At 66.8% G+C, this 12,550-nt stretch carries 11 protein-coding genes and 1 riboswitch; all 11 genes read left to right on the top strand.

Annotation, left to right across the window (positions count from 1 at the left end; translation table 11 throughout):
* Positions 1 to 9: 9 nt before the first annotated feature.
* The 11 genes from K1X41_RS04885 (at position 10) to purH (ending at position 12,522) form a co-directional block, all read left to right on the top strand.
* Positions 10 to 1,239: a sensor histidine kinase gene (locus K1X41_RS04885; protein WP_220175448.1), complete on the top strand. Its 1,230-nt coding sequence runs from the start codon at positions 10 to 12 to the stop codon at positions 1,237 to 1,239.
* Positions 1,236 to 1,946, top strand: coding sequence for a response regulator transcription factor (locus K1X41_RS04880; protein ID WP_220175447.1), 711 nt, complete (start codon positions 1,236 to 1,238; stop codon positions 1,944 to 1,946). Before K1X41_RS04885 ends, K1X41_RS04880 begins: the two co-directional genes overlap by 4 nt.
* Positions 1,947 to 2,065: 119 nt before the next feature.
* On the top strand, positions 2,066 to 3,073 hold the full coding sequence (locus K1X41_RS04875; RefSeq protein WP_220175446.1) for an aliphatic sulfonate ABC transporter substrate-binding protein: 1,008 nt from the start codon (positions 2,066 to 2,068) through the stop codon (positions 3,071 to 3,073).
* 8 nt (positions 3,074 to 3,081) lie between these two features.
* A complete protein-coding gene (locus K1X41_RS04870) occupies positions 3,082 to 3,906 on the top strand; it encodes an ABC transporter permease (RefSeq protein ID WP_220175445.1) in 825 nt (274 codons plus the stop codon).
* Entirely contained in the window at positions 3,903 to 4,745 is an 843-nt protein-coding gene (locus K1X41_RS04865) for an ABC transporter ATP-binding protein (RefSeq protein ID WP_220175444.1), read from the top strand. The genes K1X41_RS04870 and K1X41_RS04865 overlap by 4 nt, the downstream gene beginning before the upstream one ends.
* A 36-nt stretch (positions 4,746 to 4,781) precedes the next feature.
* A complete protein-coding gene (locus K1X41_RS04860; RefSeq protein WP_220175443.1) occupies positions 4,782 to 6,662 on the top strand; it encodes a cell division protein PerM in 1,881 nt (626 codons plus the stop codon).
* A 7-nt stretch (positions 6,663 to 6,669) separates the two neighbouring features.
* A riboswitch (TPP riboswitch) is annotated at positions 6,670 to 6,780 on the top strand.
* Positions 6,774 to 7,904, top strand: a complete 1,131-nt coding sequence (locus K1X41_RS04855; RefSeq protein WP_220175442.1) for a thiamine ABC transporter substrate-binding protein — start codon at positions 6,774 to 6,776, stop codon at positions 7,902 to 7,904. It overlaps the preceding riboswitch by 7 nt.
* A gap of 1 nt (position 7,905) precedes the next feature.
* Entirely contained in the window at positions 7,906 to 9,630 is a 1,725-nt protein-coding gene (locus K1X41_RS04850; protein WP_258566657.1) for an ABC transporter permease, read from the top strand.
* Entirely contained in the window at positions 9,630 to 10,178 is a 549-nt protein-coding gene (locus K1X41_RS04845) for a nucleoside/nucleotide kinase family protein (protein WP_133615980.1), read from the top strand. The genes K1X41_RS04850 and K1X41_RS04845 overlap by 1 nt, the downstream gene beginning before the upstream one ends.
* Positions 10,179 to 10,216: 38 nt before the next feature.
* Positions 10,217 to 10,831, top strand: coding sequence for a phosphoribosylglycinamide formyltransferase (gene purN / locus K1X41_RS04840; protein WP_132204569.1), 615 nt, complete (start codon positions 10,217 to 10,219; stop codon positions 10,829 to 10,831).
* A 29-nt stretch (positions 10,832 to 10,860) separates the two neighbouring features.
* Positions 10,861 to 12,522 (top strand): bifunctional phosphoribosylaminoimidazolecarboxamide formyltransferase/IMP cyclohydrolase, encoded by a 1,662-nt coding sequence (purH, locus tag K1X41_RS04835; RefSeq protein WP_220175441.1) that lies wholly within the window; start codon positions 10,861 to 10,863, stop codon positions 12,520 to 12,522.
* Positions 12,523 to 12,550 lie beyond the last annotated feature (28 nt).

The raw sequence follows: 12,550 nt of genomic DNA, 5'->3' as shown, positions 1-12,550 counted from the left end.
ATAGACGATATGGACGGTGCGCAGGCCCACAGACGCGGCGAAACCCTGCGGCGCCGCCTCACCGAGCCCTGGGCCACAGCTCTGCTCTACGCCGCACTCGCGGTCATTCTCTCTGCGGTGGGTCTCACGGGACTGTGGCGCGACCTGTCGCTCCTGGCTGAGCGACCGTCACCCTGGTGGACCCTCGCGACCGCACTTCCAGCCGCCGCAACGGTGCTGCTGAAGCGGCGGGCACCCCGTGTTGGCCTCGCTCTCGCGGTGCTCGTCTGTGTCGCCGATGTGCTCGTGCTCGGTGGCCTCGTCCCACTCCTTGTCGTGCTCGAGCAACTGCACGCGGTCACGGTGGTGCGTTCGGTGCGCGAGCGTCGCACCGTGCTGTACTGGATCGCGGGGACTCTCGCCGCCATAGTGCTCTCCATCATCGCGCTGTTCGGGAACCTCGTCTTGGCTGTGATGATCGGCCTGCAGCTCGGGGCATTGCTCGGCATGACGTTCTGGTATGCGAATTCGGTGGCACAGTCGCGCGAGCTGGTCACCCTGTACCGGCAACGGGCGGAGGACCTCGCGCGGCTCGCTGAGCTCGACCGCGCGGTAGCGGTGCGGCACGAACGAGAACGTATGGCTAGCGAGCTCCACGATATCGTTGCCGGCCATGTTTCGGCAGTGGCGATCCGGAGCGAGGCCGCCCTGACCCAGAGCGGCGCCTGCACCGACGACTTAAGTCCCGCAGCGCTGTTCTCCGCGGAGCGCACCGCGCTGCGGGCGGTGCGAGACTCCAGCCTCCACGCGCACGAAGCGCTGCGCAGCATGGTGACCGTTCTGCGCGCAGGGACCGCGCCCGAAGCCGCGCCGCTCGGCCGCGCGCAACTCCCTGATCTCGTGTGCGAGGCGCGCCGTTCCGGTCTCCGCGTCGAGCTCGACGACACGTGGAGCGGTGCGCTTCCCGCCGCAGTGGATCATGGCATCGCCCGAGTCGTGCAGGAGGGCCTCGCGAACAGTGCAAAGCACAATGCTGGCGCTGAGGTGCTGGTGCGGATTGCGGAACACTCCGGCCGTGTGCAGGTCAGCGTAGTCTCGCGCGGCGGTCACCCGCTTCCGCACCCCGAATTGCGCGGCAGCGGGATCGGGCTGCAACTGCTCGAAGAGCGTGTGCGAACCCTGGGCGGCACGTTCACTGCCGGAGCGGAGGTCGACGGATGGAGCATCAGTGCCCTCCTCCCCGAGAAAGGAACGACATGAATCAGCTCGGGCCTGGGGGCCAGGAGTTCCCCGCGGCAGGGCCACCGTCCGCGAAACCCAGAGTGCTCATCGCGGATGATCACGCCATGATCCGCGAGGGGCTGCGCATGATCCTGGAGCAGCAGGGGATCGCCGTCGTTGGTGAAGCCTCCGAAGGCGCGACCGCGATCCGCAACGCTCGCGCGCTGCGGCCGGATGTCGTGCTCATGGATCTCCGCATGCCCGGCACTGATGGCGTTGCAGCCACCCGTGAGATCGTGGCCGAGGGCCTGGCCGATGTCCTCGTGCTCACCAGCTTCGATGAGGACGAGCTCGTGTTCGCCGCGATCCGCTCCGGTGCAGTCGGGTTTCTGCTGAAAACGACCGGAGCCGTCCAGCTCGCCGATGCGGTGCGACGGGTCGCGCTCGGCGAAGGCGCGCTCGATCCCCGCGTTACGAGGCGCGCTCTGGCCGCGCTCGCGAGCACCTCCGAGCCGGCTGCCCAGCCCCCACCCGGTCCGCCTGGGTGGGAACTGCTCACCGAGCGAGAACGCCAGGTGCTCGCCGCACTGGGTGAGGGTCAGTCGAACTCTCGGATCGGTGCGCGGCTGGGGATCGGCGTGCCGACGGTCAAGACGCACGTGTCGAATATTCTTACGAAACTGCGAGCCGAGAGCCGCACCCACGTCGTCTCGCTGCTGCGCGGTGGTGGCTCCGCAGGAGCGTGAGCGGCGGCAACGCTCGGGTGTTGCTGCGGCGCTGCGCCGGTGCAGACCCGCTGCTACGCATAGAATGGCTGGGTTGCGCCGATGCGAACGCTCGCCGCTCCCACCTCGAAAGGACCGTCGTGACCAGTCGTTTTCTTCGCTCGCTCGCCGTGACCGCGACGGCCGCCGCCGCGCTCACCATCGGCCTCACCGGGTGCGCAGCGCAGCCCGCAGCGTCCGACGGCGCTGGCGACACCACGGGCGAGGCAATCCGCATGGGCACGCAGCCATGGCTCGGCTATGGGCAGTGGTATGTCGCCGAGGACCAGGGCTTTTTCGCTGACCGATCGGTTGACGTGACGCTGTCGAGCTTTAACGCTGACGCCGACGTGAACGCGGCGCTCGCCGCAAACCGCCTCGATATGGCAAACGTCGGTGCGCAGGCCGCACTGCAGTTCATTGAGCAGGGCCTCGACGTCTCGATCGTGCTGATGCTTGACTCCGCCACCGAGGCTGATGCCATTCTGAGCGGCGAGGGAGTGAGCGAGGTCACGGACCTCGCTGGCAAGAAGGTCGCCTTCGAGCGCGGTGCCACGAGCGAGATCCTGCTCGCCGAAGCGCTCGACGCCGCAGGCATGAGCTTCGATGACATCAGCGTCGTGGAGTCCTCCGCCGACAAGGTCGCTCCCATGTTGCTCGCGGGCCGTGTCGATGCAGGAGTCACCTACGAGCCGTACGTGAGCGAGGCGCTCGGAGCCGAGAAGGGAATCTCCGCGCTTGTCACGGCGGGAGAGTTTCCCGGCCTTATTACCGACGTCCTCGTGGTGCGCAATGATGTGCTCGATGAGCGCCCCGACGAAGTGCGCGAGGTGCTCGGTGCCTGGGACGATGCCGTAGCGTTCACCACCGAGAACACCGACGAAGGCCGCGCGATCATTGCGAAGGGTGTCGGCTCAGACGTTGCCGATCTTGAAACCGCGTTCGACGGGGTGCACTACTACACGCTCGCGGAGAACCGTGAGCTGCTGACCGGCACCTACCTCACGGAGACGCTGCCAGCTCTCGTGTCCGTCTCGCAGCGGATCGGGCTCCTTACGGATGCAGTGGATGCGAAGACCGCTGTGCGCGCAGAGTTTCTCGGCGAGTAGTCGAACAGGTGAGCACACACTCCGACACCGTGGTGCGTCGGCCGCGACGACGGCTACGCATCGGTGACCGGCTCTCGCGCACCGCCTACCTCGGCACTGCGATCGCGACGTTTGTCGTGCTCATTGCGGTGTGGTGGCTGGTCAGCGCCGTGGGCCTCGTCGATCCCATGTTCTTGCCCGGTCCTGGCGAGGTGCTGGGTGCGCTCGTCGGACAGGCCGCATCGGGCGAGCTCTGGGCGGACATCGGCGTGAGCGCGTTCCGGATTCTCGTTGGCTTCTCCCTCGCCACCGTGATGGCGGTGCCGATCGGCACGCTCATGGGAGTCAACGCTAGGATCGAAGCGGCGCTGGAACCGCTGATGGACTTCATCCGGTATATGCCAGTGGTCGCGTTCGTGCCGCTCACCATCGTGTGGGTCGGGATCGATGAGAGCCAGAAATTCCTGATCATCTGGATGGGGACGTTCTTCCAGCAGGTGCTGATGGTCGCCGATGCCGTGCGTCGTACGCCGCGCACACTGGTGAGCCTCGGAGAGACCCTCGGGCTGAGCTGGGTCCAGCAGCTCACTCGGATCGTGGTGCCCGCCGCGCTCCCACGGATCTGGGACGCACTGCGAATCACCCTCGGCTGGGCCTGGACCTGGCTCGTTGTCGCCGAACTCGTTGCCGCCTCGAGCGGAATGGGCTTCCGGATCACTGTGGCGCAGCGCTTCTTTGAAACCGACCTGATCATCGGCTATGTCTTCGTGCTCGGGATCCTTGGACTGATCCTCGATCAGCTCATGCGCGCCGCTGGCCGCCGGATGTTCGCCTACCAGGAGGGTCGCGCGTGACCGCCGCTCAGTCTCACAGTGCTCAGACCCCTCGGAGCCCTCAGAACTCTCAGAGCCCTCAAAACGCTCAGAACACTCAGAACGACGCCCAGCCCCGGATCAGGGTCGCCGGCCTGACGAAGCACTTCGGTGACGTGGTCGCACTCGACGGCGTCGATCTCGAAGTCGGGGAGAACGAGTTCGTCTCCATTGTCGGTGCGTCCGGGTGCGGTAAATCGACACTGCTGTCGCTCATCGCTGGATTGGAGGATCCTACTTCCGGCACGCTCGAGGCGGCTGGAGTGCCGATCACCGGACCGGGCCGGGACCGAGGTGTCGTCTTTCAGCAGGCCACTCTGATGCCGTGGCTCACCGTGCAACAGAACGTGGAATTCGCGCTGCGCGGCGAGAGTGGACTCTCGCGCGGAGCGCGCGCGGATCGGGCCCGCGAGTTTATCGGGCTGGTTGGCCTCAGCGGCTTCGAACAGTCGCACCCGGCTCAGCTCTCCGGCGGCATGCAGCAGCGAGCAGCGCTCGCGCGGTCGCTGAGCTATGGTCCGAAGGTGCTCCTCATGGACGAGCCGTTCGGCGCACTCGATGCACTCACCCGCCGCACGATGCAGGAGTTGCTGCTCAGCGTGTGGGAGCAGCACCGACTCACAGTGTTGCTCGTGACGCACGATATTGATGAGGCCGTGGTCACGAGTGATCGCGTCGTCGTGATGAGTCCGCGACCGGGCCGAGTGCAGCGTGTGGTCGACGTGCCGATCCCGCGTCCACGCACGCTCGCCTCAGAGCGCACTCCAGAGTTCCGCGATCTCAGCGATGAGATTCTTGCCCTGATTCACGCGGGAGCCTGAACCGCTTGCCCGGTTCGGCAGAGTAAGCTTTCGCCAATGAGATCCTTGGTGACAGCGGTGATCGCGGCGATTGAGGCGGTCGCGGTCGCAGCCGTCGGATTCGCCAGTATCGTCGTGCCGGCGCTGCTGCTGTGGGCCGTCACGTTCACACTCGCTGCCGAGCCAAGCACCGTGTTCTCGGGTGTGGCGGCCACATGGTCGCTCGCCCATTTTGCGCCGCTCACGCTGGCCCTGACTCCCGAAGACGCGCTGTCGTTTGGGTTGGCGCCTACTGCAGTGTCGTTCGGCCTCACCTTGGCGCCGCTCGGAATCACGCTGATCACCGCGTCGCTTGCACTGCGCTCGGGCTGGCGGCTCGGGACGCGCGGCGGGGTTGGTGGCGCTGGCCTGCTTGGCGGCGCGGCCGGCTTTGGGGTGTCCGCCGCCGTGATCGCCGGCTTCGCGCAGCCGTTTCTCGTCTGGCCAGTCACCGGGGTCATCGCTGTTGCCGTGCTCGTATACGCGGTGCCAGCCACCTGTGGCTTCCTGCTCCGAGCAGCCCGCGAAGAACACCCGTGGTGGCGTGCCATGGTGCGCCAGATCCAGCGCGGGGTCGAAGCCCTCGGGCTCTCCGGTGCCGCCGCGCTCCCCGCCCGAGCCGCGGAAACGCTCCGCCTCGGAGGCGCGGCGATTGCAGGGCTCCTGCTGCTCGCCGGGATCGCCGTCGCCGTCGCGCTGCTCACCGGCTACGGTCAGGTCATCGCGCTGACCCAGCACCTGCAGCTTGACCCGCTCGGCTCGCTGTTGCTCTTCCTCGCGCAGCTTGCATTGCTGCCGGTCGCAGTCTTGTGGGGCATGTCTTGGCTCACCGGGGCTGGATTCAGCGTGGGCGCAGGCACCGCCGTGACCCCGTTTGAAACACTGCTTGGCCCGGTACCAGCGCTGCCAATCTTCGGGGCGATCCCGCAGGGGTGGGGAGCTGCCGGCGCGATCGTGCCAGCGATCGTCGTGCTCACTGGCATCGCGCTCGTCATCCTGCTCGGCCGCAACTCGGAGTTGCGCCGCGTGTCGTGGCCGGTCGCGCTCGCAATTCCGGCCCTCGCCGCGGTGATCGCCGGTCTCGTCGTCACGGGCCTTGCCGCACTGAGCACCGGGGCGATCGGCCCGGACCGGCTCGCGCTCACTGGGCCTGAGCCCTGGCTTGTTGGCGGCCTGGTGATGGCAGAGCTCGGCGCCGGGCTGCTGCTCGGCACCGTGGCGCTGCGCATCGACGCCTCACGCGTGCGGGCTGTGCTCCCAGACGGGCTGCCAGAGTCCCTGCGGAGCTTTGGTGCTGCTGGTGGGGCTGGCGCTGCTGCTGCTGCTGCTGCGAGCGCGACAGAGACCGCGGCAGCAGCGCCGAGTTCCAGCAGTGCCGATGATCATGAGACGGTGCCACTGGCGGACGTGCTCATCCCGTTCGAGGAAGAATGGGGTCGGCCCGACGAGATCACAGCGTCGGAGATTGCCGCGGCCGAGCTTGCTGCGGCGGAGAGTGCTCCGGCGGAGCTCGCTGAGGTTCAGACGGGCACACACGATGTCGAGAGTGCAGAGTTCGGCACCTCCGCGCTCGACACCGCGGAGTTCACTGCGGAGGCGCTCGACCCCGACGCCACGCAGCCCTTCGAGTTCCCGGGCCCGGCCGAGCCGGCCCCCCGCTCCACCCAGCTCTTCGACCAACACGAGGCCGAACTGGTCGAGGGTGCGCTGGCCGAGGCCGAGTATGCCGAGACCGAGCAGCTTGACTCGGACACCCTTGATGATTCAGAGGAAGTCGATGAGGCGTCCGCAACGGAGGCGCTTCGCGCGTACTCCTGGGACGATTCCGTCGATCCGGATCCGGATCCGGAACCCAAAGCTGAACGCCCAGGTTGGCGCCTCCCGCGCCCGTGGCGCTAAGGTAAGAGACGCAATCCACGGGAGTCCCGGCGCGCGGGGCTGAGAGGGAGCACGCGAGCTCCGACCGTTCAACCTGATCTGGGTCATACCAGCGGAGGAAGGGACTCTTCGATGATGCATACTCACGCCCACCCGGCTGCCCGGCGCGCGACGCGAACCGCGCTCCCCGTGCTCGGCACGGCACTCGCACTTGCCCTCGCCGGCTGTGCACCGGCCGCTTCTCACGACAACGGTGCTGGGGAGGGTGACCCGAAGACGGTCACCCTTGCAGTGCATTCCTCGTTCCCGAACGAGGAATTCGCGAAGGCGGCCAGCGCAGCCACCGGCTACGAAGTGTCGGTCATCGCAGCCGGTGACGGCGGCGAACTCACGAATAAGCTCGTGCTCACGAAGGGGGCGCCGATCGCGGATGCGTTCTTCGGTGTCGACACGATCTTCGCCTCACGCCTCGTGGCAAACGAGGTGGTGGAGCCCTACCGCCCCGCAGGGCTCGCTGAGAGCTTTGAAGATCTCGCGATCCTGCCGGAGGAGAGCTCTGGCGCCGCGGATTCGTCCGTCCCCTTCGCGCTCACCCCGGTGGATCAGGGCGCAACTTGCATCAACATCGATCCCGCATGGTTCGCGGAGCAAGGGCTCACCGAGCCCCAAAGCTATGACGACCTCACGAAGCCGGAATACCGTGATTTGACGGTGCTGCTTGACCCGACCGCATCGTCAACAGGCGCATCGTTCCTCGTGGGCACCGTGGCGAAGTTCGGTGAGGACGGCTTCGCCGACTACTGGCAGGCGCTGATGGACAACGGTGCACGGATCGAGCAGGGCTGGAGCGACGCGTACAACGGCCAGTTCACTCAGGGCGGCGGCGAAGGCACAAAACCGATCGTCGTTTCCTACGGATCCTCGCCAGCGTTCACGGTGAGCGAAGACGGCGCAGCGACCACTTCGAAGGCGCTCCTCGACACCTGTTCGAATCAGGTCGAATACGCTGGCGTGCTCGCCGGCGCAGCAAATCCCGAGGGCGCGCAGGCTGTCGTAGATTACCTCGTGTCGAGCGAGTTCCAGGCTACGATCCCGGACACGATGTACATGTACCCAGTCACTAGCGATGTCGAATTGCCCGAAACCTGGGCACGCTTCGCCCCGGTGCCGAGTGAAACGCAGCTCAATGACCTCCCGAGCGCTGATATCGAGGCTGGCCGCGAGGGCTGGCTGAAGACGCTGAGCGAGCAGATCGGACTCTAGGGTGCGCGGGGGGCGGCGCGGAAGCGGGCCATGGGCCGTTGCGGCCTGGACCCTGGCGATCACGCTGCCCCTTGCGTTCCTCGCACTCTTCTTCCTCTGGCCGGTGGTGTCGCTGATTGCGACCGGCTTTGTGGCAGATGGCCGCCTCGATCTGAGCGGGATTCCTGAGGTATTCGGATCAGCACGCACCTGGCACGTCATCGGCCAGACGCTCGCGCAGGCCAGCCTCGCGACCGTGCTGTCGGTCGCACTCGGAGTCCCCGCCGCCTTCGTGCTCTACCGGCTTGATTTCCCCGGGCGCACGGTGCTGCAGGGGCTGATGACGATCCCGTTCGTACTCCCCACAGTGGTCGTCGGTGTCGCGTTCTCGGCCGTGCTCGGACCAGGAGGTCCGCTCGCTGCGCTCGGGCTCGAGCGGAGCCTCACCGCGGTGATCGTCGCGCTCGCCTTCTTCAACGTCACAGTGGTTGCACGCACCGTCGGGACATTCTGGGCGCGGCTTGACGAGAGTGCGAGCCATGCCGCGCAGGTGATGGGTGCGAGCCCGGTGCGAGCCTGGCTCACCGTGACGCTCCCGGCGCTCGGACCCGCCCTGGCTTCGGCCGCGGCTCTCGTGTTCCTCTTCTGCTCCACCTCGTTTGGGATCGTCTTGATCCTTGGCGGCCGCGAATTTGCGAATGTCGAGACTGAGATTTACCGCATGACCGTCCAGTTCCTCGACCTGCGCGGAGCCGCGGTGCTCTCGCTCGCCCAGTTTGCGCTCGTTGCCGCGGTGCTCGTTGTCTCGGCCCGCCTGCGCAGCGCGGGTGAGCGGGCAGTGCAACTGTTGCCGGATGGGCGCTCCCTCCGGAGGCCAACGCTCCGGGATGTCCCGGTGCTCGCCGTGTTCGCCGCGACAATTGTGCTTCTGCACGCCGCTCCGATCCTCACCCTGGCCGCCCGCTCACTTCGAGACAGCTCAGGGGAGTGGTCCGTCGCCAACTACGTCGCGCTCGTGCAGCCGCCGCAGGAGTTCCCACTCTCGGGCTCGGTGCTGAGTGCGATCTGGCTGTCGTGTCGGATCGCGTTCGTCGCAGCGCTGATCGCGATGGTGCTCGGCATCCTCATCGCTCTCGTGCTGTCCCGGCGCCCTGCCTCGGCGACTGCCCGACGCGGGCAAAGTCTGTTCGACGCGCTCGTCATGCTGCCACTCGGCGTCTCAGCGGTCACGCTTGGCTTCGGACTGCTTCTCACGATGCACCGACCGCTGGGGATCGGGCTCGACTTGCGCACGTCCGCCGCCCTGATCCCCATCGCCCAGGCACTCGTTGCGCTGCCGCTCGTGGTGCGGATTCTGCTTCCTGTGCTGCGCGGGATCGACCCGTATCTCCGATTCGCAGCAACGACTCTCGGTGCGGCTCCGCTGGTGGTCTTGCGCACGATCGACCTGCCGCTGCTGGGACGATCCGCTGGGCTCGCGCTCGGGTTCGCCTTCGCCGCCTCGCTCGGTGAGTTTGGCGCAACCTCGTTCTTGGTGCGGCCTGGTGAGCAAACGCTGCCGGTGGCCGTAGCCGAACTGATCAGTCATCAGGCTCCTGGCGCCTACGGTGCGGGACTCGCGGGCGCGGTTGTGCTGGGGATGGTTACGGCCGGCGCTATGCTGATCGCCGAGCGGCTCCGAATTGACCGCTCAGCTTTGGGGAGTCGCGCGAGCGGCAGCTGGGCCGGTTCAAGAGCGGAGTGGTGATGGGACTGCACGAGTTGGACGCAGTGGTGATTGATGGGCGCTCGGGGTCAGGGAAGACCTCGCTCGCGGATCGCCTCGCGAGTCGACTGCGCGGAGTGGGGCGGAAGCCCCAATTGCTGCGCCTGGAAGATTTGTACCCTGGGTGGGACGGCCTCAGCACGGGATCACGCGCGGTCCCCGAAGTGCTGAGCTCGGGGAGCTATCGTCGCTATGACTGGAATCGTGAAGCGTTTGCCGAGCGCGTTGCCATTGAGGACGGCACTCCGCTCATCATCGAGGGCTGCGGCGCTGTGACGGCTTCGAACCTCGTTGCCGTGCGGGACTGGGTGACGGAGAACGGCACTCAGGCACCGGTTCGCGGTGACGTGCACGCCAACGCGATCTGGACGGTTTGGCTTGATCTGCCGCTGGCGGAACGGCGTATCCGCGCGCTCTCGCGTGACGGAGAAACGTACGCTCCGCACTGGGATCGGTGGGCGGCGCAAGAGGATGCACACTATGCGGACCATGAGCCGTGGGCACTGGTCGATGAGGTGCTGCGCGGATAGCGCGCACCCACAGCGGCCACCACGGGTAGACTGAGCGAGTGCTGAAACTCGCAGTTCTGATCTCCGGTGGCGGCAGCAACCTCAAAGCGCTGCTCGATGCAGCAGCTGACCCGGATTTTCCGGCGCAGATTGTGTGCGTCGGATCGGACACCGAAGCGCCTGGCTTGGCTTACGCAACAGCGGCGGGGATCCCGACGTTTGTGGTGCGCCCGAGCGACTACGATTCCCGAGAGGAGTGGGGTCAAGTGCTCGCGGCAGCGATTCAGGAGCACGGGATCGGGACCGGTCCGCACCCCGGGCTCGTGGTGTCTGCTGGCCTGATGCGAATTCTGCCTGCGGGATTCGTGCGGTCGTTCTCGCCTGACCTCATCAATACACATCCAGCGTTGCTGCCGGCCTTCCCGGGAGCCCACGCGGTGCGCGATGCGCTTGCCGCCGGCGCTACCGAGACCGGTGTGACCGTGCACGTGATCGACGAGGGCGTCGATACCGGGCCGGTGCTGCGCCAGGTCGCCGTCCCAGTGCTCCCCGGTGACACCGAGGACGCGCTGCACGAGCGCATCAAGCGTGAGGAGCGTCCGCTCCTCGTCCAAACGGTCCGCGATATCGCACGCGGCGAGCTCTCACTCGACGCTGCGACTTCGCGCTCCTAGCCACCACCACCTCAGAACCAAGGAGCCCGATGGCAGTCCAGAGCCACGACCCCAGCCTGTACGAGCACCGCGACCAGATCCCGGTCCGCCGTGCGCTCATCTCGGTGAGTGATAAGACCCGGTTGCTCGACCTTGCTGCCGCGCTCGCTGCCGCAGGGGTGGAGATTGTTTCGACGGGCTCGACCGCGTCGACGATCCGTGAAGCAGGGCATTCCGTCACCGACGTGGCAGACGTCACCGGTTTCGCCGAGGCGCTTGACGGCCGTGTGAAGACGCTGCACCCCGCTGTGCACTCCGGACTGCTCGCGGATCTCCGTCTCGCTGATCACCGCGCGCAGCTCGACGAACTCGGCTATGCGCCATTCGAGCTCGTCGTGGTGAATCTGTACCCCTTTGAAGAGACGGTTGCATCGGGAAAGCCGGCGGCCGACGTCATCGAGAATGTTGATATCGGCGGGCCGGCAATGGTCCGCGCAACCGCGAAGAATCACGCAAACGCAGCAATTGTCGTCTCGCCAGCACGCTACGATCAGGTCATCGCCGCGGTGACCGAGGGTGGGACCACGCTGGCGCTGCGACGCTCGCTCGCGACCGAGGCATTCGTGCACACTGCCCAGTACGATGCGGCAGTGGCGAATTGGTTCCTCGATCAGGAGGACCTGGGCTGGGATGGCGTGGAAGCGCAGCCGGCCGAGGAACCGGAAGCTGACGACGTCGACAGCATCTTTGCAGCGACCGAGGGGTACGTCGGCTACGAGGTCTTCGGCCTGCGCGAATCTGTGCTGCGGTACGGGGAGAACAGCCATCAGCGCGCCGCGCTGTTCACCGAGAACGAAGGCGCGGGCATCGCGCAGGCTGGTCAGCTCCACGGCAAGGAAATGTCGTACAACAACTACGTTGACGCCGATGCCGCGCTGCGCGCCGCGTTCGATCACGAGCGGCCCGCCGTCGCGATCATCAAGCACGCAAACCCGTGCGGCATCGCGGTCGCACCGGAGGGCGCAGCTGATCCCATCGCTGCCGCTCACCAACTCGCGCACGCCTGCGACCCGACCTCCGCGTTCGGTGGCGTGATTGCGGCAAACCGCGTTGTGACGCGTGCGATGGCCGAGACGGTCGCCGAGATCTTTACCGAAGTTGTCGTCGCCCCGGGCTTCGAGCCAGAAGCGCTCGCGATTCTGAGCCAGAAGAAGAACATCCGTCTGCTGGTGCTGCCGACCGACTTCACGCCGAATCCGGTCGAGTTGCGCCAGGTCTCGGGTGGTTTCCTGCTGCAGGATGCGGATCGCGCCTTCGCTCCGGCCTCCGAGTGGCAGCTCGCAACTGGCACCGCCGTTGACTCCGAGACACTCGCGGAGCTCGAGTTCGCCTGGCGTTCCTGCCGCGCGGTGAAGTCGAACGGCATCATCTTGACGAATGGGGGAGCGTCGGTCGGAGTCGGCATGGGCCAGGTCAATCGGGTCGATTCGTGCAGGCTCGCAGTCGAGCGCGCTGGTGAGCGCGCTGCCGGGGCCGTCGCGGCATCTGACGCGTTCTTCCCGTTTGCGGACGGTCTGCAGGTGTTGCTTGACGCCGGCGTGCGCGCCGTGGTGCAGCCGGGCGGGTCCGTGCGCGACCCTGAGGTCATTGCCGCGGCCGAGGCTGCCGGGGTCGCCATGTACTTCACGGGCGAGCGCCATTTCTTCCATTAGCCACGGAGAGCAGCACACTCCGTGACCA

This window comes from Leucobacter luti, assembly GCF_019464495.1.
GTDB lineage: Bacteria > Actinomycetota > Actinomycetes > Actinomycetales > Microbacteriaceae > Leucobacter > Leucobacter luti_A.
The sequence above is the reverse complement of the archived record's forward strand: the minus strand, read 5'-3'. Positions and strand labels throughout refer to the sequence as shown.